This window comes from Salipiger abyssi, assembly GCF_017311415.1.
In the GTDB taxonomy this organism is placed as follows: domain Bacteria; phylum Pseudomonadota; class Alphaproteobacteria; order Rhodobacterales; family Rhodobacteraceae; genus Salipiger; species Salipiger abyssi_A.
Genome location: NZ_JAEKIS010000003.1, coordinates 157,152 through 178,876, shown reverse-complemented (window position 1 = coordinate 178,876; position 21,725 = coordinate 157,152). Strand labels below are relative to the sequence as shown.

21 protein-coding genes are annotated in these 21,725 nt (G+C 67.0%); 12 read left to right on the top strand and 9 right to left on the bottom strand.

Features of this window, described 5'->3' with window-relative positions:
* Positions 1-245: 245 nt before the first annotated feature.
* Entirely contained in the window at positions 246-1,574 is a 1,329-nt protein-coding gene (locus tag I6N89_RS05975) for an amidase (protein WP_207017315.1), read from the bottom strand.
* Positions 1,575-1,621: 47 nt separating this feature from the next.
* On the opposite strand from I6N89_RS05975, the gene I6N89_RS05970 reads away from it, so the two are divergent.
* The 4 genes from I6N89_RS05970 (at position 1,622) to I6N89_RS05955 (ending at position 5,396) form a co-directional block, all read left to right on the top strand.
* Positions 1,622-2,875, top strand: a complete 1,254-nt coding sequence (locus I6N89_RS05970) for a UbiH/UbiF/VisC/COQ6 family ubiquinone biosynthesis hydroxylase (protein ID WP_207017314.1) — start codon at positions 1,622-1,624, stop codon at positions 2,873-2,875.
* A gap of 193 nt (positions 2,876-3,068) precedes the next feature.
* Positions 3,069-3,671, top strand: a complete 603-nt coding sequence (locus I6N89_RS05965) for an ester cyclase (RefSeq protein WP_207017312.1) — start codon at positions 3,069-3,071, stop codon at positions 3,669-3,671.
* Between the two features lie 137 nt (positions 3,672-3,808).
* The gene (locus I6N89_RS05960; protein ID WP_207017310.1) at positions 3,809-4,828 is read left to right on the top strand and encodes an LLM class flavin-dependent oxidoreductase; all 1,020 of its coding nucleotides are present in this window, start codon (positions 3,809-3,811) and stop codon (positions 4,826-4,828) included.
* A 193-nt stretch (positions 4,829-5,021) separates the two neighbouring features.
* On the top strand, positions 5,022-5,396 hold the full coding sequence (locus tag I6N89_RS05955) for a cupredoxin domain-containing protein (protein ID WP_207017309.1): 375 nt from the start codon (positions 5,022-5,024) through the stop codon (positions 5,394-5,396).
* A 9-nt stretch (positions 5,397-5,405) separates the two neighbouring features.
* Here the strand turns inward: I6N89_RS05955 and I6N89_RS05950 are convergent, their stop codons facing one another.
* The 3 genes from I6N89_RS05950 to I6N89_RS05940 are packed head-to-tail and all read right to left on the bottom strand — an operon-like array spanning position 5,406 to position 7,433.
* Positions 5,406-6,065 carry an SOS response-associated peptidase gene (locus I6N89_RS05950; protein ID WP_207017307.1) on the bottom strand — a complete coding sequence of 220 codons (660 nt, stop codon included), beginning with the start codon at positions 6,063-6,065 and terminating at the stop codon, positions 5,406-5,408.
* Between the two features lie 13 nt (positions 6,066-6,078).
* On the bottom strand, positions 6,079-6,687 hold the full coding sequence (locus tag I6N89_RS05945; RefSeq protein WP_207017305.1) for an enoyl-CoA hydratase/isomerase family protein: 609 nt from the start codon (positions 6,685-6,687) through the stop codon (positions 6,079-6,081).
* Entirely contained in the window at positions 6,684-7,433 is a 750-nt protein-coding gene (locus I6N89_RS05940; protein ID WP_207017304.1) for an SDR family oxidoreductase, read from the bottom strand. Before I6N89_RS05940 ends, I6N89_RS05945 begins: the two co-directional genes overlap by 4 nt.
* A 141-nt stretch (positions 7,434-7,574) precedes the next feature.
* Between I6N89_RS05940 and I6N89_RS05935 the strand changes: the two genes are divergently transcribed.
* Entirely contained in the window at positions 7,575-9,101 is a 1,527-nt protein-coding gene (locus I6N89_RS05935) for a DUF2125 domain-containing protein (protein WP_207017302.1), read from the top strand.
* A gap of 56 nt (positions 9,102-9,157) precedes the next feature.
* Here I6N89_RS05935 and I6N89_RS05930 read toward each other — a convergent pair whose 3' ends face one another.
* Entirely contained in the window at positions 9,158-10,201 is a 1,044-nt protein-coding gene (locus I6N89_RS05930) for an aldo/keto reductase (RefSeq protein ID WP_207017295.1), read from the bottom strand.
* 138 nt (positions 10,202-10,339) lie between these two features.
* On the opposite strand from I6N89_RS05930, the gene metG reads away from it, so the two are divergent.
* From metG to truB, 3 genes are all read left to right on the top strand, one after another.
* Positions 10,340-12,052, top strand: coding sequence for a methionine--tRNA ligase (gene metG / locus I6N89_RS05925; protein WP_207017293.1), 1,713 nt, complete (start codon positions 10,340-10,342; stop codon positions 12,050-12,052).
* Between the two features lie 244 nt (positions 12,053-12,296).
* Positions 12,297-13,127: a LysR family transcriptional regulator gene (locus tag I6N89_RS05920; protein WP_207017291.1), complete on the top strand. Its 831-nt coding sequence runs from the start codon at positions 12,297-12,299 to the stop codon at positions 13,125-13,127.
* 53 nt (positions 13,128-13,180) lie between these two features.
* A complete protein-coding gene (gene truB, locus I6N89_RS05915; protein ID WP_207017290.1) occupies positions 13,181-14,095 on the top strand; it encodes a tRNA pseudouridine(55) synthase TruB in 915 nt (304 codons plus the stop codon).
* A 63-nt stretch (positions 14,096-14,158) separates the two neighbouring features.
* Here truB and I6N89_RS05910 read toward each other — a convergent pair whose 3' ends face one another.
* Both I6N89_RS05910 and I6N89_RS05905 read right to left on the bottom strand, forming a co-directional pair.
* Positions 14,159-14,980, bottom strand: coding sequence for an alpha/beta fold hydrolase (locus tag I6N89_RS05910; protein ID WP_207017289.1), 822 nt, complete (start codon positions 14,978-14,980; stop codon positions 14,159-14,161).
* Positions 14,980-15,657 (bottom strand): haloacid dehalogenase type II, encoded by a 678-nt coding sequence (locus tag I6N89_RS05905; protein WP_207017288.1) that lies wholly within the window; start codon positions 15,655-15,657, stop codon positions 14,980-14,982. The genes I6N89_RS05910 and I6N89_RS05905 overlap by 1 nt, the downstream gene beginning before the upstream one ends.
* Before the next feature lie 177 nt (positions 15,658-15,834).
* Here I6N89_RS05905 and I6N89_RS05900 point away from each other — a divergent pair, with 177 nt between their 5' ends.
* From I6N89_RS05900 to I6N89_RS05885, 4 genes are all read left to right on the top strand, one after another.
* The gene (locus I6N89_RS05900) at positions 15,835-16,263 is read left to right on the top strand and encodes an FKBP-type peptidyl-prolyl cis-trans isomerase (protein ID WP_076697331.1); all 429 of its coding nucleotides are present in this window, start codon (positions 15,835-15,837) and stop codon (positions 16,261-16,263) included.
* A 149-nt stretch (positions 16,264-16,412) separates the two neighbouring features.
* Positions 16,413-17,204 carry a 3-oxoadipate enol-lactonase gene (pcaD, locus tag I6N89_RS05895; protein ID WP_207017286.1) on the top strand — a complete coding sequence of 264 codons (792 nt, stop codon included), beginning with the start codon at positions 16,413-16,415 and terminating at the stop codon, positions 17,202-17,204.
* Entirely contained in the window at positions 17,204-17,917 is a 714-nt protein-coding gene (locus I6N89_RS05890) for an alpha/beta fold hydrolase (RefSeq protein ID WP_207017285.1), read from the top strand. Before pcaD ends, I6N89_RS05890 begins: the two co-directional genes overlap by 1 nt.
* Before the next feature lie 212 nt (positions 17,918-18,129).
* The gene (locus tag I6N89_RS05885; protein WP_207017504.1) at positions 18,130-18,420 is read left to right on the top strand and encodes an ArsR/SmtB family transcription factor; all 291 of its coding nucleotides are present in this window, start codon (positions 18,130-18,132) and stop codon (positions 18,418-18,420) included.
* 21 nt (positions 18,421-18,441) lie between these two features.
* On the opposite strand, the gene I6N89_RS05880 is transcribed toward I6N89_RS05885, so the two are convergent.
* On the bottom strand, positions 18,442-20,340 hold the full coding sequence (locus I6N89_RS05880; RefSeq protein WP_207017283.1) for an acyl-CoA synthetase: 1,899 nt from the start codon (positions 20,338-20,340) through the stop codon (positions 18,442-18,444).
* 112 nt (positions 20,341-20,452) lie between these two features.
* Positions 20,453-21,670 carry a class I SAM-dependent methyltransferase gene (locus I6N89_RS05875; protein ID WP_207017282.1) on the bottom strand — a complete coding sequence of 406 codons (1,218 nt, stop codon included), beginning with the start codon at positions 21,668-21,670 and terminating at the stop codon, positions 20,453-20,455.
* Positions 21,671-21,725: the final 55 nt, after the last annotated feature.

The window sequence follows — 21,725 nt, the reverse complement described above, 5'->3', positions numbered from 1 at the left end:
ATACTGCTTTGTTCTCGGGATCGTTCACGCCCCGTTTTGCCGGCAGGATAAGGGAAGAGCCGGCGTTTCGTCCAGCACTGTGGTGAGTCCGCCGGGGGATGTGGCGCGAAAGCCGCAACCCGCCCCGATTGCGGCCAAGCCCCCTTGGCCGTTGTATTTCTTGAGACTCCCGGAAAAGGCCGGGGGCGCTGCCCCCGCCACCCTGCGGGCGCCTCCCCCGGGATATTTCCGGCCAGTGGAAACGCCTAGGCGAGCGCCTGCTCCGCCGCAGCGCCCAGGCGCAGCAGCCGGTCCTCCTGCATCGGCGGGCACATGATCGAGAGCCCGCAGGAGGGCACGCCGGTGGGCAGGGTCAGAGTACAGGTGCCCATGACATTGCCGACGCGGGTGTTGCGCAGGGTTAGCAGGTTTTCGGTGACGTAATACTCGCCCTGCTCCATCAGCTTGTCGATTTTCGGCGGCAGGTTCGGCGCCGTCGGGCAAAGCACCGCATCGAATCCGGCGCTGGCGGCGTAATAGACATCGCGCGCCGCCATCATCCGCTCCCAGGCCCGCAGATAATCGGCGCCGGTGAACTGCCGCCCTGCTTCGAAGCGCTCACGGATCGGCGGAAACATGACATCCGGGTTGGCCTCGATGGTCTCGCCCCATTCCGCCCAGGCCTCGGCCGTGTAGAGCACGCCCGCATCCGCCATCGGGATGCCGATCTCCGGCACATCGAGATCGACGATCTCGGCCCCGGCGGCGGCGAGCTTGTCGAGCGCTTCGGCATGGGCGCGGGCAGGTTCCGGGCGCAGATCGTCGAGCACGATGGTGGTCAGCCGCGCAAAGCGCTTGCCCACGAGCGAGGCGCCGCGCAGATCCGGCGCCTCGCGGCCCTCAAGCGCCGCAAAGGTCTGCGCTGCGTCCTCGACCGTGCGACAGAGCGGACCCACCGTGTCGAACCCCTTGGCCAGCGGCACCACACCGTCGAGCGAAATCCGCCCCGACGTGGTCTTGAGCCCGACGAGATCGTTCCAGCAGGACGGGATACGCACCGAGCCGCCGGTGTCCGAACCGATGGCCGCCGCTGCCAGCCCGAAGGCCACCGAGGTCGCAGCCCCCGAGGAGGAGCCGCCCGCCACAGCTTCGGGATCGTTGACAGACGGCGGCGTCGCGGTGACCGGGTTCAGCCCCAGCCCGGAAAAGGCGAGCTCGGACATATGGGTCTTGCCCAGACAGACGAGCCCCATGGCGGTGGCGGTCTGCAAGACCGGCGCGTCCGCGTCCGGCACCCGACCCTCCAGCAGCTTGCTGCCGGCCTCGGTCGCTACGCCCGCCGTGTCGAACAGATCCTTCCAGCTTACCGGCACCCCGTCGAGCGGCGAGCGGCGCTGACCCGCGGCGGCGCGGCCGCGCGCGGCCTCGGCCTCGGCCAACGCACGCTCCGGCGTTACCCGGGAATAGATTCGCGATCCCAGCGGATGCACGGCGATCTTGTCGAGGAACGCCTGCGCCAGCGCGACCGGGTCGATCTCGCCCTTGCCGATCCCCTGCCCCAGCTCGACCGCGCTCATTTCCGTCCAATCGCTCATCTGCATCCCTTTCCTAGTCGCGCGCGACGGTAGCGGCAGCGCGGCGCATGGACAATCCCGCGAAGCGGCGCATATTTGCGGCCATGGAACATGATTGCGACATCCTGATTGTGGGCGGCGGGCTGAACGGGCCCGCGCTGGCGCTGGCGGCGGCCCGGGCCGGCCTGAAAAGCACCGTCATCGACGCTTTGCCGCAGGCGGCGCGGGCGGAGGCGGATTTCGACGGGCGTGGCTATGCGCTGGCGCTGTCCTCGGTGCGGCTGCTGGCAAATCTCGGTCTTTGGCAGACGCTGGCGCCGAATGCCCAACCGATGCGCGAAATCAAGGTCACCGACGGGCGCGCCGGCGAGGCGCAGGTGTTCCTCGGGCTGCATTTCGATTCGGCGGAGATCGAGGAAGGCCCGATGGGCCAGATGATCGAAGACCGCTATCTGCGCCGTGCCCTGATCGAGGCGATGGAGTCCGAGCCGCTGGTCGACCAGCGCGCCGGCGAGACGGTGGTGGCGCAGGAGACCGCGCCCGAGGGCGTGACGGTGACGCTGGCCAGCGTCGAAACGCTGCATGCACGGCTGCTGGTGGGGGCCGACGGGCGGCGCAGCGGCACCGCGGCGCGCGCCGGCATCAAGCGCACTGGCTGGGGTTATGGCCAGACCGCGCTGGTCTGCGCCATCGCCCACGAGCTGCCGCATCACGGCATCGCGCATCAGTTCTTCATGCCGCCCGGGCCGCTGGCGATCCTGCCGCTGCCGGGCAACCGCAGCTCCATCGTCTGGGCCGAGCGCGACGAGCGTGCCCGCGCCATCAACGCGCTCTCGGACGCCGAGTATCTCGACGTGCTGCGCCCGCGCTTCGGCGATTTTCTGGGCGAGATCTCACTGGCCGGAAAGCGCTTTCTCTATCCGCTCAACCTGACGCTGGCGAACAGCTTCATCGCCGACCGGCTGGCGCTGGTGGGCGATGCCGCGCATGGCATGCACCCGATTGCCGGGCAGGGGCTGAATGCGGGCCTGCGCGACGTGGCGGCGCTGGCGCATGTCATGACCCATGCCCAGCGACGCGGCGAAGACATGGCCTCGCCCATGGTGCTGGCGCGCTATCAGCAATGGCGGCGCTTCGACACCGCCTCGCTGGCGGCGGCGACGGATCTCTTCAACCGGCTGTTCTCCAACGACAACCCGATCCTGCGGCTTGGCCGCGATCTGGGCATGGCGGCGATCAACGCCGCACCGGGCCTGCGCCGCGGCTTTGTCCGCGAAGCCGCCGGAATCACCGGCGACCTGCCCGAACTCATGCGCGCCTGAGCCCGCCCAGCCATCGTAGCACGCTCCCGCATACCCTCTCACAGGAGGGGTGATGACGTGCTGCGCACGCGCATATTGAGAACATTTTAAAGAAATTCATTCAACAAAAACTCCATATCGTTGAAAATAATCTGACCTTAGGGTCGCCTCATCGCATCAAGGGGATGAGCCAGAGACCCCAAAGGAACCCGCCATGAAACCGCTTCACACCCTCACCGCCGTGCTGCTGTCCGCCGGCCTTTCCGCCACCGCCGTCGCCGCACAATCCGTCAGCGCAGAGGCCGCCAGCGCCGCCGTCGTCAAGCAACCGCCGCTCGTCACCGCCGCGCTGACCGAACTGGCGCAACGCCAGGCCGAGGAGGACCGTATCGCGAAAAACCTCGAAACCTTCGACACGCTCGATTTCGAGGTCTTCTCGGGCCAGCAATGGGACCGCCTGCATGAAAGCCATGCCGATGATATCCTCGTGCACTGGCCCGACGGCCGCACCGTTCGGGGCATCGACGCGCATATCGACGATCTGAAAGCCTTCTTCGTCTTCGCCCCCGATACCGTCATCGACAAGCACCCCATCCGCATCGGCCAGGGCGAATGGACCGGCGTCGTCGGCGAGATCTCGGGCACCTTCACCGAACCGATGCCGGTCGGAGACGGTCAGGTCATCGAACCCACGGGCAAGCGCTATGCGCTGACCATGGCCACCATCGGCCACTGGACCGAAGAGGGCGTGATGGATGAAGAATACCTGTTCTGGGACAACAACGCCTTCTACCGCCAGATCGGCCTGATCGACTGATCGGGCGCCAGCTGGGCAGATCTGCACAGACCCTGCGCCCAGGCGAACCGCACGACGGCTTGCCTGGGGCACACCCGGGTTCCTATCTCCGGGACAAGGCGGCAAAGGCCGCGCAAACGGATCAAGGAACCGTCATCATGAAAAATATCGGCTTTCTGTCTTTCGGGCACTGGTCGCCGACCCACGGCTCGCAGGTGAAAACCGCCGCCGACGTGCTGACCCAATCCATCGAGCTGGCGGTCGCCGCTGAGGAGCTGGGCGTCGACGGCGCCTATTTCCGCGTGCATCACTTCGCCCGCCAGCTCGCCTCGCCCTTCCCGCTTCTGGCGGCAGTCGGCGCGCGCACCTCGAAGATCGAGATCGGCACCGGCGTGATCGACATGCGCTATGAAAACCCGTTCTACATGGCCGAGGACGCGGGCGCGGCGGATCTCATCGCCGGTGGGCGGTTGCAGCTGGGCATCTCGCGCGGTTCGCCCGAGCAGGTGATCGACGGCTGGAAGCATTTCGGCTACCGGCCCGACGAGGGCGAAAGCGCCGCCGACATGGCGCGGCGTCACTCGCTGGTGTTTCTCGACCTGCTGGAGGGCGAGGGCTTTGCCGAGCCGAACCCACGCCCGATGTTCCCCAACCCGCCGGGCAAGCTGCGGCTGGAGCCGCATTCCGAGGGGCTGCGCAACCGCATCTGGTGGGGCGCCGGATCGAACGCCACCGCTGTCTGGGCGGCGCAGCATAGCATGCATCTGCAAAGCTCGACGCTCAAGGACGACGAGACCGGCGAGCCGTTCCACATCCAGCAGGCCGACCAGATCCGCGCCTATCGCGCGGCCTGGAAAGAGGCAGGCCACACGCATGAGCCGCGAGTCTCCGTCAGCCGCTCGATCTTTGCTCTGACCAACGACATGGACCGGCGGTATTTCGGCCGCGGCGGCAAGGAGACCGATCAGGTCGGCTTCATCGACCAGCAGCGCGCGATCTTCGGGCGTGGCTATGCCGACGAGCCCGACCGGCTGATCGAACAGCTGCGACGCGACGAGGCCATTGCCGAGGCCGATACGCTGCTGCTGACCGTGCCGAACATGCTGGGCGTCGACTACAACGCCCATGTGCTGGAGACGATCCTGACAGAGGTCGCCCCGGCCCTCGGCTGGCGCTGAGACGCCCCTGCCCTCTTGCTGGACCCCCTCCTTCCCTCCCCCGGCCACCCCGGGGGAGGCACCGTTTGCACCGCCGTATTGCGAAAAGACCCCAACGGACTGCCGAATTGGTCAAATTTTCGCCTTAGTCATCCCTTAATAATGCCCACAGCCAAAAGGTGGGGGCCGTTTGTGCTGTTCTAAGGAGCGAACCATGCTGCGCAAGACCGGTCTGCTTGCCCTCACCCTGGGCGTTCTCGCCGCCCCGTTGCACGCCAGCGAGCATTATGTGCTGCTGATGGGCGACGGCTATTTCCCCGACTATGTCTACCCGGTCATCGGCGACACGATCCGTTTCGTGAACCAGTCCGATGTGACCATGTCCGCCACTGCCAGCGACGAAAGCTGGGATACCGGCCCGATGGCGCCAGGTGAAGTGGTTATCCTCGACGTGGTCGCGGGCATGGTACAGACCTTCGGCGACAGCGTGAATGCCAACAATCTCGCGGCCGGCGTGATCGACTATGTGAACGCGGCCCCGCTCGAGCTGGAGCGCAACTACGAGCCCAACCACCTCGACGGCAACTGACCCGACTTGTCAAAGCGGCGCGACGAGGTCCGCGCCGCTTGCCCGGCTGGCATTGATCTCCGGCCCCACCCGGTGACATCGCAGTGCTCTCTCCGGCGCGGCCCGCATCAGCACGGCCGCGCCATGGCCGCGTTCGCCCAGCCAGAGCGGCCAGTCCTCCGCCCCCAAAAGCACCGGAACCCGGTGATGAATCTCGCGCATGGCCCCTTCGGCGGCGGTGGTGACGATGGCGCAGCTGCGGATCGTCTCGCCCTCGCGCTGCCAGTCCTGCCAGACCCCGGCGAAGGCCAGCGCGTCAGCTCCGGCGGGCCGGATATACCAGGGCAGCCGTGTACCCTCGGCGTCCTTCGTCCATTCATAAAACCCGCTCATCGGGATCAGGCAGCGCCGCTTGCGGCAGGCATCGCGAAAGGCCGGCTTTTCCGCCAGGCTCTCGGCCCGTGCGTTGAACAGCAGCGGGCCGTCGACCGGGGTTTTGTACCAGTGCGGCACGAATCCCCAGCGCATCGCCGACAACCGCCGCACCCCGCCCTCGCTGCGCACCGTATGCACCGGCACGGTCGGACAGATGTTGTAGTTCGGCGTCTCGGGCAGATCGTTGTCGGGCAGCGCCTCGAACAGCGCCGCCATGGTGTCCTGCGGAATCGAGACCGCGTAGCGTCCGCACATCGGCGCGCGGATCTCAGCGGATCAGTGTCTTGATCGCCCGGGCATGCGCGGGATCGGCGGCCAGCGTGTGCTCCGCCAGCGCCCGCACGGCTGGTAGCAGCTGGGCGGGCTCGACGATGCGGTCCACCAGACCCCAGGCCAGCGCCTCCTCGACCGGGATCTTCTGTCCCGCCATCAGGATCATCTTGGCCCGCGACGGCCCGACCAGCGCAGTGAGCCGCTCCGGGTCCGAAGGCTGCGGCAGAAAGCCCAGCTTCATCACCGGATAGAAGAGCTTGGCATCGGGCACCGAGATACGAAGATCACAGGCCAGCGCCATGCCCATGGCGCCGCCCGCCACCGTGCCGTTCATCGCGCAGACCGTCAGCCCCGGCAGCCGTGCGATGGCGCCCGAGAGCCGTTCCCAGAGCGGCGAATGGGCGAGCCCGGCGCGCGCGGCCTCAAGATCGGCCCCGGCCGAGAACACCTTGCCCACCCCGGTCAGCACCAGCACCTGCGCGTGATGCGCCGCCTCGGCGATCTCGCAGAGCTTTTCCAGCATCTCCGGGGTCAGCGAATTGGCCTTGTCCGGTCGGTCGATCACCGCCAGCCAGTAGCTGCCGTCCTTCTCCAGCGAAATCATGCCACGCCCACCTTTCTGCGGATGTCCTCGTTGCGCAGCGACACCTCGCCGCCGAGGAACCCGTCGGCCTCGGCGCCACACATCCAGAGCAGCGCCTGCGCCACCCATTCTGGCGGGATGTGTTCCTCCCAGTCGAGCTGGCTCACCGGGTTCACGCCGCTGGCCTTGATGGTGCGCTGCATCTGCGTCGCCACCGTGCCGGGCGAGAGCGAGATCGCGCGGATGCCCTTGTCGCGATATTCCTCATCCGCCGCGCGGGTCAGCATCAGCGCCCCGGCCTTGGAGGTGCAATAGGCCGACCAGCCTTCGAGCGGACGCTGCGCCGCGCCCGAGCCGATGGTCAGGATCGTGCCGCCACCGGCCCGGGTCATCACCGGCAGCGCCGCGCGCATGCCGTGATAGACCCCCTTGATATTGATGTCGATCAGCGCGCCCCAGGCGTCGGGATCGCCGGCGCCCAGCGGCGCGATCGGGTCGATCACGCCCGCATTGTTCACCAGAATATCGAGCGAACCGAAGGCGGTCAGGCAGTTCTGCACCGCCTGCTCGACCTCCCAGTACCGCGAAATCTCGCAGGGGATGGCGACGGCGGCAGGTCCGATCTCGCCGGCCAGCTCGGCGATGGCGTCATCGCTGCGGGCGAGCAGCGCGACCTTTGCGCCAGCGTCGGCGAAAGCCCGCGCAGCGGCGGCGCCGATGCCGCGGCTGGCTCCGGTGATCAGCGCGGTTTTCCCTGTCAGATCCATGGGATGCCTCGTTTTGTGCGATTCTTCTCTTTGGTAAAGGCTGGAATACCACCGGTCCAGCCTCTTGACCCGGCAAGCCATGGGGCAGACATTCCCGGGCATCAAATTTTCGCACACCGAAGAAAAAGAAAAGGGGTGATCATGCGGGTTTCGAACTATGCCATAGCCGCGGGAGCCACCGCGCTCCTGACGGCCTCGCCGGCGCTGGCCGACGTGACGCCCGAACAGGTCTGGGAAAGCTTCAGCGGCTATCTGCAAAGCTTCGGCTACGCGGTCAGCGCGACCGAAACGCGCTCGGACGACGCGCTGGCGCTGACGGACGTGGCCTTCACCATGACCCTGCCCGACGATGACGGCCGTGTCGTGGTGGATTTCGGCGAGATGACTCTGGAGGATCAGGGCGACGGCACGGTGCGCGTGATCCTGCCCGCCGACACGCAGATCTCTGTCGATGCCGCCGCCGAGGGCGAAGACGAAATCGAGATGGTGATCGACTACCGCACCGATGCGCTCGACATGGTGGTTTCAGGCGATCCCGACGCGATGCTCTACGCCTACAGCGCCGCATCCATGACCGCCGCGCTGTCGAAGCTCGTGGTCGAGGGCGAGACGATGCCGCGCGACGAGCTGCGCGCTGAAATGACCGGTACGGATCTCACCGGCGAAACGCAGGTCGTGCGCGCCGACGGCATGCGCCGGATCGACCAGACCGTCTCCATCGGCAGCCTCTCTTATGATATCGCTGGGCAGGATCCGGATGGCGACGGCGCGGGCTCGTTTATCGGATCGCTGTCGTCGCTGGTGTCCGAAAACCAGGCCCAGCTTCCGCTCGACATGCAGGCGGCCGACATGCCGGCGCTGCTCGCGGCCGGCATGGCCATGACCGCCCGCGTCACCTATGGCGCCGGCCAGTCGCAATTCTCCTTTACCGAAGACGGCAGCACCACAAGCGGCAGCTCCGCTAGCAGCTCCGGCAGCTTCGATCTCGCCATGTCCGAGGAGGCGGTCCGCTATGGTGTCGCCGCCGAGGGCATCGCCTATGAGATCTCCGGCGGGGAGATCCCCTTCCCTCTCAGCGCCGAGATGGACGAGCTGGCCCTGACCATCGAGGCCCCGATCAGCGCCTCCGAAGAACCGCAGGACATGGCGCTCGCGATGACACTGGGCGGGCTCACCCTGTCGGACATGATCTGGAACATCTTCGACAGCGGCAACGTGCTGCCGCGCGATCCGGCGACGGTTGCTTTCGACATCACCGGCAAGGTCACGCCCTTTGTCGATCTGCTCGACCCCGCGCAGATGGAGGCGCTGGAGGATGGCGAGCGCAAGCCCGGCGAGCTGAATGCGCTGACGCTGAACAACCTCACCGTCGAAGCCGCTGGCGCGCAGCTGACCGGCAACGGCGATTTCACCTTCGACAATACCGATCTGGAAAGCTTTGACGGCATGCCGAAACCGACCGGCGCGGTCGATCTGCGGCTCGCCGGAGCGAACGGGCTTATCGACAACCTCATCGCGATGGGGCTGGTCTCCGATCAGGACGCAATGGGCGCCCGGATGATGATGAGCATGTTCGGCGTGCCCGGCTCCGATCCCGACACGCTGACCTCCAAGATCGAGATCAACGAACAGGGCCAGATCCTCGCCAACGGGCAACGGATCAAGTAAGCGCCGCTCTGGCCGCGCCGGTCATACCCGGCGCGGCCATGCGCATAAGCCCGGTATCAGTAAGGCATCGGATGCTGGCGATGCACAGCCTCCAGCGCCGCCAACAGCTCATCGGAGAGCGCAACATCCGCCGCGCCGAGCGCGCGTTCGAGCTGCTCCATGGTCGTCGCCCCGAAAATCGCCGAGGCCACGAAGGGCCGCCGCGCTGCCCAGGCCAGCGACATGTGCACCGGGTCGATCCCGAACTCCCGCGCCACTTTGAGATAGGCATCCACCGCCGCGAAGGCGCGTGGAACCTTGCGCCCGCCGAGATCGCCGTTCAGCGCCATGCGCGAGCCCTCGGGCACCGCCCCGCCCTGATACTTTCCGGTCAGCAGCCCGGCGGCCAGCGACGAGAAGGGCAGCATGCCCACCTCCTCGTTCACCATGAGCTCGGCCAGGTCGGTATCCGCAAGCCGGCACATCAGTGAATATTCGTTCTGGATCGAGGCGACGCGCGGCCCGCCCTGCTCCTCGGCGATGCGCAGCCACATGGCGGTGCCCCAGGTGCTCTCGTTCGACAGGCCGAAAGCGCGGATCGTGCCGCGCTCGACCTCGCGGCTGAGCGCGCCGAGGGCGTCCTGCATGTGCTGCACCGTCTCGGCGCGGTTCTGTTTTTCCCAGGGCGCGAAGGACCAGCACTGCCGGAAGTGATAGCTGCCCCGGTTCGGCCAGTGGAACTGATAGAGGTCGATCACGTCGGTCTTGAGCCGCTTCAGCGAGCTTTCGATCGTGCCCGGGATGGTCGCAGAGGAAATCGGCGCACCGTCGCGCACATAGCGGGAATCGCCCGAATGCTTGGTCGCAAGGATCAGCTCGTCGCGACGCCCGGTCTTTTCAAACCACTCACCGATGATCTCCTCGGTCCGGCCGATGGTCTCGGCCCGCACCGGGTTGACCGGATACATCTCGGCGGTGTCGATGAAGTTGATCCCCGCCGCGAGCGCGCGGTCTATCTGGGCATGGGCCTCCTCGACCCCGGTCTGGTTGCCAAAGGTCATCGTGCCCAGGCAGAGTTCGGAAACCATCATGCCCGTGCGGCCCAGCGGTTTCATTTGCATGGCGTCATTCTCCTGCGTCGCGTTCGGGGACAAACTACGCCGCGACGCGGCAAAGCCAAGCCCGCAAATGCCGGACCTTTCCACGCCCGGCCACATCCGCTAAAGCGGCAGCGAACCGGAGCACAAGGCAGGCATCAGATGGCGCGTCATCTCATCACCTCGGCAATCCCCTATATCAACGGGATCAAGCATCTGGGCAATCTCGTGGGCAGCCAGCTGCCCGCCGATCTGTTTGCCCGCTATCAGCGCGCCCGGGGCAACGAGGTGCTGTTTCTCTGCGCTACCGACGAACACGGCACCCCCGCCGAGCTCGCCGCCGCCAAGGCCGGCAAGCCGGTGGCGGAATATTGCGCCGAGATGCACGAGGTTCAGGCGCAGATCGCCGAGGGCTTCCGCCTCAGCTTCGACCATTTCGGCCGCTCGTCGAGCCCGCAGAACCACAAGCTCACCCAGCATTTCGCAGGGGTGCTGGCGGATCGCGGGCTGATCCGCGAAGTCTCTGAAACCCAGATGTATTCGCCCACCGACGGGCGCTTCCTGCCCGACCGCTATATCGAGGGCACCTGCCCCAATTGCGGCTTCGAGGATGCGCGCGGCGATCAGTGCGACAACTGCACCAAGCAGCTCGACCCGGTCGAGCTGATCAACCCCCGCTCGGTGATCTCCGGCGCCACCGATCTGGAAATGCGCGAGACCAAGCACCTCTTCCTGCGCCAGTCGACCATGAAGGACGAGTTGGAGAAGTGGATCGACAGCAAGACCGACTGGCCGGTGCTGACAACCTCCATCGCCAAGAAATGGCTGAACGACGGCGACGGCTTGCAGGATCGCGGCATCACCCGCGATCTCGACTGGGGCATTCCGGTGAAAAAAGGCAACGCGGACTGGCCCGGCATGGAGGGCAAGGTCTTCTATGTCTGGTTCGACGCGCCCATCGAATACATCGCCTGCGCACAGGAATGGGTCGATGCCGGCAAAGGCAGCGACTGGCAGCGCTGGTGGCGCACTGACAAGGGCGCCGACGACGTGACCTACACCCAGTTCATGGGCAAGGATAACGTGCCCTTCCACACGCTCAGCTTCCCCGCGACCATTCTGGGCTCGGGTGAGCCGTGGAAGCTCGTCGATTACATCAAGTCGTTCAACTACCTGAACTACGATGGCGGGCAGTTTAGCACCTCGCGCGGGCGCGGCGTGTTCATGGACCAGGCGCTGGAGATCCTGCCGGCGGATTACTGGCGCTGGTGGCTGCTGAGCCACGCGCCGGAAAGCTCGGACGCCGAATTCACCTGGGAGAATTTCCAGAGCTCGGTGAACAAGGATCTGGCGGACGTGCTGGGCAATTTCGCCAGCCGCGTCACCAAGTTCTGCCGCTCGAAATTCGGCGAGGTGGTGCCGGAGGGCGGCGCCTATGGCCCGCGCGAAGAGCAGCTCATCGCCGATCTGACCGCAAAGATCCGCGAATACGAAGGCTTCATGGCCCATGCGGAGGTGCGCAAATCCGCCACCGCGCTGCGCGCCGCCTGGGTGCTGGGCAACGAATACCTGCAAGAGGCCGCGCCCTGGTCGACCTTCAAGACCGACCCGGAGGCGGCGGCGGCGCAGATCCGCCTCGCGCTGAATGTGATCCGGCTCTACGCGGTGATTTCCGCCCCCTTCATCCCCGACGCCTCGGCGCAGCTTCTGACAGCGCTCAATACGCAGAACGACAGCTGGCCCGACGATGTGCCGGCGGCGCTGGCGAGCCTGCCGGCGGGGCATAGCTTTGCCGTGCCGGAGGTGACCTTTCGCAAGATCACCGATGCCGAGCGCGAGGAATGGCAGGCACGGTTCGCGGGCAAGCGCGACTGATTTTTGCGCGCCCGAAAAGCCGGGCGCGTACCCGTAGCCAAAACCGGCGACGGCGCCATTTGCGTTGGCTTTCCAGCCGACGGCGAAAGATTTCCTGTTCGCATATGTAAAGCGTGGGTCGCGGCGCCCGGCCGCGCGGATCCAGGTCGCACATATTTCACCTGTGAAAGTATGAATGGGATGAGCAAAACTCTCCCACGTTATTTTCATTGAAAATACTGACGCCTTTCGCAAACTGACTTGCATGAATGAAAGTCGTATCAACCTCGACGACCTGTCGCTCTTTCTCGAAATCGCCGCGACCGGCTCTCTGACGGGCGCGGCCGAGCGCTGCGGCGTGCCGCTACCCACCCTGTCGCGGCGCATGGCGCGGTTCGAGCGCAGCACCGGGCGCACGCTGTTCCTGCGCGGCAAGGCGGGCTATGCGCTCACCGCCGAGGGCCGCGCGCTGGCGTCCGAGGCATCCGAGCTTCACGAGATTCGCGCGCGGCTGTCGCGCTGGGTGGATGCCGGGCGCGGCCCGGCGCCGGTGCGCATCACCGCCGGATTCTGGACCTCGCGCTTTCTGGCCATGTCGCTCGACCCGGTGCGCAATCCGCTTTGGCTGCCCGCCTTCGTGCCGTCGAATGCGGTGCTCGATCTGGCGCGGCGCGAGGCGGATATCGGCATCCGCAACCGCCCGCCGGACTCGCCCCGCCTCGCGCGCCGCCGGCTGCGGCGGGTCGACCACGCGATCTACGGAATTGGCCCGCAGGTCACGGGCTATGTCACGCTACCGAAGGGTCCGGGGCTGGCCGCCTCGCAACGCTGGCTGCACGAAACGCATGGCGACGAGATCGCCACCACCGCCAGCGATCCGCGGCTCTGTCTCGATCTGGCGCTCGCGGGCTTCGGGCGGGTGGTGCTGCCCTGTTTCATCGGCGACGCAGAGCCGCGCCTTGCCCGGCTGTCTGAGCCGATCGCGGCGCTCGCCCATGACGAATGGCTGGTCAGCCACCACGAAGCGCGTCACGATCCGCCGATCCGTGCCGCGCTCGACGCCATCGCCGCCGCCCTTGCCGCGCCCGGCGATTGACAAGCCATGCCCCGCCTCGCTATCAGGCGCGCCTTACCAGACAGAGGGCAGACATGGCACGCAAGAAGGGTCGCGATATTTCCGGCTGGCTCATCGTCGACAAACCGGCGGGGATGACCTCGACCTCGGTGGTCAACAAGGTTCGCTGGGCGCTGGCGGCGAAGAAGGCCGGCCATGCGGGCACTCTGGATCCGGAAGCGACCGGCGTGCTGGCCGTGGCGCTGGGAGAGGCGACCAAGACAGTGCCCTACATCACCGATGCGCTGAAGGCCTATCGCTTCACCGTGCGGCTGGGGCAGCGCACCAATACCGACGATGCCGAGGGCGAGATCACCGCCGAAAGCGCTTCACGCCCCTCGGATGACGAGATCAAGGAAGCGCTGCACGGGTTCGTGGGCGAGATCATGCAGGTGCCGCCACAGTTCTCGGCGGTGAAGATCGACGGCGAACGCGCCTACAAGCGCGCCCGCGATGGCGAGACCATGGAGATCGAGGCGCGGCCTCTCTGGGTCGAGGAGCTGGTGATGACCGGGCGCCCCGATGCCGATCACGTCGAGCTGGAAATGACCTGCGGCAAGGGCGGTTACGTCCGCGCCATCGCCCGCGATCTGGGCGAAAAGCTGGGCTGTCACGGCCATGTGCTGCGGCTGCGGCGGATCTGGTCGGGTCCGTTCGAGGCCGGGGACGGGATCGGCATCGAGGCGATCGACGCGCTGGCCAGGACACCGGAGCTGGACGAAAAGCTGCTGCCGCTGGAGGTCGGGCTGGCGGAATTGCCCGAGCTGAAATGCACCGCCGAGGGCGCGGCACGGCTGCGCAACGGCAATCCCGGCATGGTGATCCCCGGCGATGTCGACTATGGCGACGAGGCCTGGGCATCCTTCGACGGTCGGGCCGTCGCGGTGGGTGTGTTCAAGGGCGGAGAGCTGCACCCGACGCGGGTCTTCGTGCGGGGCGAGCGCGACTAGGACCGGCGCGGGCCCAAGATTTTTCGTACGAAAAATCTTGGGCGGGTCGCGGAGATGCCGCGCTCATCCCAGCATTTTCAGCCAGCGGCGCAGCGCATCGAGCGATTCCGGTTCATCGAGAAACGGGATATGGCCGCGCCCGGGCACCAGCGCCGCGATCATGTCTAGGCGGCGCTTTTGCATCTCGGCAAAGGTCGTTTGGGTCAGCAGATCCGAATTCGCCCCCCGGATGCAGCAGAGCGGCAGGCCCTTCAGCGCATCGAAAAGCGGCCAGAGATCCGGGGCCGGCTGCGCCCCATCGCTCAGCACCGCGTCACGCAGCCTGGGGTCGTAGGTGATCACCAGCCCGTCGGGCGTTTCGCGGTAATGCCGTTCGACCTCCTCGCGCCAGCGACTCTCGGGCACGTTCTCGAAAGCGGGCATTGCGGCAGCAAGCTTTGCCACCGCCTCGTCATAGCTCTTCCAGGGCGGATTGCGGCCGAGATAGCCCTTGATCACGTCGAGCCCCGCCGTGCCGATCTCCGGCCCGATATCGTTCAGCGCCACGCCGCTCAGCCGGTCCTTTGCCGTCGCCGCCAGCACCATGGCAATCAACCCGCCACGCGAAGTGCCCAAAATCGCGGCCTTTTCCAGCCCCAGATGGTCGAGCAGCTCCAGCGCGTCGCGCCCCTCGACCGGGATCGCATAGGTGACGGGATCGCCCCGGTCCGACTGGCCGCGCCCGCGATAATCGAGCCGGATCAGCCGCACGCCGTCGAGATGGGGCGCGACATAATCGAAATCGCGCCCGTCGCGGGTGAGCCCTGCGAGGCAGAGCAGCGGCAGCCCCGCGCCCTCGTCGGTATAGTAGAGCGACAGCCCGTCGGAGGTGGTGAAATGCGGCATCAGAGAAGCTCCGGTATCGGTGAGAGCTCACTCAGAACATGCTGCGGGCGCGCCGGCAAGCGGTCCAGCGGCAGGCCGGCGCGGTTCACCCAGGCGGTGCGGAATCCATAGGCGGCCGCCCCCGCCGCGTCCCAGCCGTTCGACGAGACGAAGAGCACCTCGCCCGGCACCGTGCCAAAGCGCTCGCCGACCATATCGTAGACCGCGCGCGCCGGCTTGAAGACACCCACCTCCTCGACTGACAGCACCGCGTCGAGAAAGCCTCCGATGCCGGCGCTCTCCACTGCGCCCGAGAGCATGTCGGGCGATCCGTTCGACAGGATGGCGCAGCGCTTGCCCGCTTCGGTCAGCCGCGCCAGCAGCGCCGGCACTTCCGGATAGGCGGCAAGTTCCCAGTAGAGCGCCAGCAGCGCCTCGCGAAGCGCCGGGTCGTCCAGCCCGTGGCGCTCCATCGCCCAGTCGAGCCCGTCCTGCGTGACCTGCCAGAACGAGACATGCTCGCCGGTGATGGCACGCAGCCAGGAATATTCCAGCTGCTTGCGCCGCCAGTCCTCGGCCAGCGCCTGCCAGACCGCGGCCAGCGCCTCGCGGCCCGGGGTCTCGGCAGCCCCGCGCGCGGCGGCGGCCACGTCGAACAATGTTCCGTAAGCGTCGAAGACGCAGGTTGTGATGGCCATGCCGCGTTCCTCCCGCGCGCGAGCCTTGCACGGCAGCGGCGGCAGAGCAAAGGCCAAAACCCGGCGCTATTTGCAATCCAGAGCATGGATGCTTAAACTGAAGGGGAGCGAAACGAGCACCCGTGACAGGCGGCCTCGTCCATTCACGCAGACTTTCCCCAACGAACGGAGTTCTTCATGACGCAGGTCAAGACCGGCGACACCGTACGCATTCATTACACCGGCACGCTTGCCGACGGCACCACCTTCGATTCCAGCGCCGGTCGCGACCCGCTGGAATTCACCGTGGGCTCGGGCCAGATCATTCCCGGTCTCGACAAGGCCATCCCGGGCATGACCATCGGCGACAAGAAAACCGTCGAGATCCCCTCGGAAGAGGCCTATGGTCCGGCCCATGCCGAAGCCCGCCAGGCGGTGCCTCGGCAGGAAATTCCCGATCATATTCCGCTGGATCTGGGCACGCAGCTGCAAGTGCAGACCCCCGACGGCCAGACCATGCAGGTGGTCGTCGCAGAGGTCACCGAGACCGAGGTCACGCTCGATGCCAATCACCCGCTGGCGGGCAAGGATCTGACCTTCGCCATCGAGCTGGTCGAGATCGCCTGAGCACGGCGCCCGGCACCGGGGGCGGGACGCCTCCGGCGGGAGTATTTGAAGAAAGATGAAGACCCCGGGCGGCGCAGGCCGGTCCGGGGTCTCTTTCGTCCGGCGGCGGGCGGCGCTAGGCTGGTGCCGGACAAGAGGGAGCGCGGCGCATGCAGATGGCCGATCTGGGCGATATCCGCCTGCATTACCGAATCGATGGCCCGGAGGACGGCGCGCCGCTGGTCTTTGCCAATTCGCTGGGCACGGATCTGCGGGTCTGGGACAAGGTGGTGGCGCGGCTGCCCGCAGGGCTGCGCATCCTGCGCTACGACAAGCGCGGTCACGGGCTCTCGGATGCGCCGGAGGGGCCCTATTCCATGGGCACGCTGGTGCGCGATGCCGAGCGGCTGATGGAGCTGACGGGCTTTCGCGGGGCAATGTTCGTCGGGCTCTCCATCGGCGGCATGATCGCGCAGGGTCTGGCGGCGAAGCGGCTCGATCTGGTGCGCGCGCTGGTGCTGTCGAACACCGCCTGCAAGATCGGCACGCGCGAGATCTGGGCCGACCGGGTGGCGCAGGTGAGAGAGGGCGGCGTGGCGGCGCTGGCCGAGGGCACGATGCAGCGCTGGTTCGCGCCGGGCTTTCGCGGCACGGCGGAGGCCGCGGGGTGGCGGCATATGCTCGAACGCACGCCGAAGGCCGGCTATATCGGCTGCTGCGAGGCCATTGCCGGGACGGATTTCATGACGCCCACCTCAGGCTTGCGGCTGCCGGCGCTGGGGATCGCGGGTTCCGAGGACGGCTCGACGCCGCCGGACATGGTGCGCGAGACGCTGGAGCTGATCCCGGGCTCGGATTTCGGGCTGATCCGCAATGCCGGGCACATTCCCTGTGTCGAGAAGCCCGACGAGTATGCGGCGGCGCTGAGCGCCTTTCTCGCAGCGCAGGGGCATGGGCTCTGATGGCGCGGTTTCTTCTGGTACATGGCTCCTCGCACGGCGCCTGGTGCTGGCGCGATGTGCTGCCGGCGCTGGCGGCGCGCGGCCATGAGGCGAGGGCCATCGACCTGCCCGGGCATGGCGCCGACGACACCCCGCCCGAGGAGATCACGCTCGATTCCTATGTGCAGGCGATTCTGGAGGCGCTGCCGGAGCCTGCCATTCTCGTCGGGCATTCCATGGCCGGGGTGCCGATCACCCAGACCGCCGAGCAGGCGCCCGAGCGCGTGCGCCGGCTGGTCTATCTCTGCGCCTACCGCCCCGGTGGCACCGGCGACAGCGTCGCCACGCTGCGGCGGCGGCAGAGCGAACAGCCGCTGCTGCCGGCGATCCGCCGCGATCCGGGCCGCGCGAGCTTTCACTTCGCGCCCGACATGGCGCGCGACCTCTTCTATCACGACTGTTCCGACGCCGCTGTCGAATTTGCCATGGCAAATCTCTGCTCGCAGGCGATCCCGCCGCAGGCCGAGGGGGTGCGCCTCGCGGGCCGGGCGGAAACCGTGCCGCAGAGCTATATCGTCTGCGGCGAGGACCACGCGATCCCGCCCGACTATCAGCGCGAGATGGCGGCAGCGCTGCCGCCCGAAGACGTGCACGAGCGGCCCTGGTCGCATTCGCCCTTCCTGTCGGACCCGGAGGGGCTGGCGGCGCTGCTCGACCGCATCGCGCAGGCTTGAGCGCGGGGCCTGAGCATCTTAAAGAGCGGCCACCGGGCCGATTCAGGGGCGAAACGCCGTCATTACGGACAATTTGACCTGTTTGACACGGGGCGGAACGCGCCGCCGCCGGCCTCTGGCTCGCATTTCGGCGCGAACATGCTATATGAGCGCCAGAGAATAAGAGGTCCTGAGACGTGAACGATCAGACGATACCCGCCCCGCCCGACGAGATGGCGAGCAATGCGCGCAGCGCCGCTTCCTTCCTGAAAACCCTGGCCCATGAGGGCCGGCTGATGATCCTGTGTCATCTCGGGTCGGGCGAGAAATCGGTCGGCGAGCTGGAGGACCTGCTCGGCATCCGTCAGGCGGCGGTCAGCCAGATGCTGGCGCGGCTGCGCGAAGAGGGGCTGGTGAGCACCCGGCGCGATGGCAAGACGATCTATTACAGCCTCGCCACCGAGGATACGGGCCGCGTCATCGGCCTGCTCTACGAGATCTTCTGCGCCAAGAATCCCTGCTGACCTGCCCGGACAGGGCGCGGTTCAGGCTCTTTCCGGCGCGTTCTCAACCCATTCCCAAGGGCGCGTGAAGGCACCGAGACAGCGCGTCACCGCCGCCTCGTCGGCGCCGTTGCGCTCCAGCCGCGCCACCAGCCCGCACTTGCGATCATCGACCACTGCCACCACCCGCGCCGGCAGATCCGCCGCGGCGAGCGCGTCGTTATAGACCCGGCGGATCGCATGCATGCGCAGCTCGGGCTTGAAGATCTTGCCGACGGCGGTCTTCGGCAGCGCCGGTAGGATGGTCATATGCTTGGGATAGGCGGCGCGTTCGTGGATATGCACCCGCGCGTGGCGCATGAGCTCGTCCTCGGTGACCTCCGCCCCCCCCACCAGTTCGACAAAGGCGCAGGGCAGCTCGCCCGCATGGGCGTCGGGCTGGCCGATGGCGCCGGCAAAGGCCACCGCCGGATGCGCCAGCAGCGCCTCTTCGATATCGGCGGGGTCGATATTGTGACCGCCGCGAATGATCAGATCCTTGGCGCGGCCGGTGATCCAGAGATAGCCGTCAGGGTCCATCCGCCCGAGATCGCCGGTGCGCAGATAGAGCCCCTCGTGGAACAGGTCGCGGTTCTTGTCTTCTTCCGTATAGGTCGAGCCCACATAGACGCCGGGATTGGCCACACAGATCTCGCCAACCTCGTCCACCGGGCATTCGCGCGGGCCGTCAGGGGTCTGCTGCACGATCTTTACACGGGTATAGGGGAAGGGAATGCCGATGGAGCCCACCTTCTTGACCCCGTCAGGCGGGTTCACCGAGACCAGACAGGTCGCCTCGGTCAGCCCGTAGCCCTCGCAGATCATCACGCCGCAAGAGGATTCGAAGCGCTTGAACAGCTCCAGCGGCATCGGCGCCGATCCGGAAAACGCCACCTTCACCGAAGAGATATCCGCATCGACCTTGCGCTGCATCAGCGCCGAGACGGCGGTGGGCACGGTGATGACAAAGGTGATCTTCCAGCGCTCGCAGAGCTTCCAGAAATTGTCGAAAACGCCATCGCCGCGATAGCCCGCAGGCGTCGGGAACACCACATGCGCCCCCGAGCACAGCGCCGACATCAGAATCACATCCGCCGCGAAGACATGGAAGAGCGGCAGCGGGCAGATGATATTGTCGGTCTCGGTGAAGAGCAGCCGCGACCCCAACCAGCCATTATAGAGCATGCCGGAATAGAGATGCTGCGCCACCTTGGGCATGCCGGTGGTGCCGCCGGTGTGGAAATTCGCCGCCACCCGGTCGCCGGGAGCATCGGGGAAGCTCAGCTCGGTGGGCTGACGCCGCAGCTCGGCGCTGAAGCAGAGCACATCCGTATGCCGGTTGGCGGTGACCTTTGGGCGCAGGAACGGCACCAGCCAGGATTTCGGCGGGCTGAGATAGCGGTTGAGATCGACCTCGAGCACGGTGTTCACGCGCGGCGCGTGCTGGCAGGCCTGCGCCACCTTCTGCGCGATGTCGGATTTCGGGAAGGGCTTGAGCGTGACCACCACCTTGGCGCTGGTCTCGCGCAGGATGGCAGCGATCTGTTCAGGTTCGAGCAGAGGGTTGATCGGCATCACGATCCCTGCCACCGCGCCACCGAGCAAGGCAAAGACCGTCTCCGAGCAGTTCGGCAACACGCAGGCGACCACATCGGTCTCCCCCACCCCGAGGCTGCGGAAGAGGTTGGCGGCCTGGGCGGTGCGCTGGCGGAGCTCTTCCCAGGTCAGCGTTTCCGCCCGGTCGGTCGGCCCGGCAAGCAGCTGAAAGCTGATGGCGGGGCGGTCTGGAAAGGCGGCGGCGATCTTGCTCAGCTGGGCATAGAGCGTTTTCGGCAGATCGCGCGCCTCCCACGGCATCTCCGCCTCGATCGCATTCCGGTCGGCCACGGACGCAAAGGTCATGGTCGGCGCTCCTCCCCTATGATCCGGCAGGCTCCGGACCTTGTTTTTCCTTGGGCGTCAGTGTGGAAAGGAATGCGTCGCAGTGCAAGGGGCGGAAATGTGGCTCTGTGCCTCAGACGCGCGGCGCGCCGCCGGTCTGGCGCAGCAGGCCGGAATAGAGCAGCAGCCCCCAGGGCGCGAGCGCCGCATCGACGCGGCCCCAGAGCGTGCCGAACCCCAGCGGATCGAGATGCGCGGCGCGGGCGATCTCGTCGAGGCTGCGGCGCCCGTCGATCCCGGCGATCAGCGCGGCGGCCTCTTTCGGCAGGCTCACCTCCGCCGTCAGCTGGCCGAGCCGCAGCGGCAGCGCCTTGCCCTTCGCCACCGCCTTGGCCAGCGCCTGACGCTGCACGCCGCGCAGATGCGGCACCAGCTTACGGTTGCGCCCTGTTGCCACCGGCGGCTCGGCGCCGGCGGCCACCGCATAGGCGGTGTGCATGCGGATCGTGCCGCGCAGCTTCTCCGCCACCGCCATCTGCGCCGCCTTGTCCATGCCCTCGGGCACTTCGGCGATGCGCGCCAGATCGTACATCGCGGGGGTGGTGAACCCGGCGAGATCCCAGCCGGTCTCGCCCAGCACGTCGAGCAGATCGGGGACGGAGAACGCCCGGTCCTGCCCGTGCAGCAGCAGGTCGTAGAATCCGGCGGCGCTCTTGTGATGATCGCCGAGATTGGGGTTGCAGGCGAAAGGATGCCCCTCGGGCAGCGTCGCCACGATCCGCTTCGCGCGCTCCAGCCGCTCCTGCGGCGGCACGCCGTCGAAAAGCGCGGCAAAGGCCTCTTGCAGCGGATAGACGCCGGAGCGGCCATAGGGCGCATAGACCATGAACCCCATGCCGCCGCCGGGCGCCAGCGCCGCGCGCAGGGCGCGAAAGCCCTCCGCCGGGTCGGGCAGGTGATGCAGCACGCCGCAGCAGTCGATGTAATCGAACGTACCGAACTCCGGCGCATCCAGCAGGCTGGCGGTTTGAAAAGCGATGTTGTCCAGCCCGCGCGTGGCAGCGCGCGCCTCGGCCACCGCGCGCGAGGCTTCGGAGAGGTCGAGATAGGTGATCTCGGCGGGCGCGCCGGCCTTCTGCATCAGCGTGGCGAGCTGGATTAGCCCGTCCCCGGTGCCGCCGCCCGCAACCAGCACGCGCAGCGGCTGCGACCAGTCGCGGGCGCCGTTCCAAAGGAAATGGTCCATCTCAAGCGGGTGCGACGGGGAGCCGGTGATCAGCCTTGTCTTTTCGTCTTCGGGGTCGCGCTCGGGATAGGGGAAGGCTTCGTATTGTTCCTTGACCGTGACCATGCCTGCGCGCCTCCTGTTCCGCGCGCGACACTGGCACGCGCGGCGCGGGATGTCC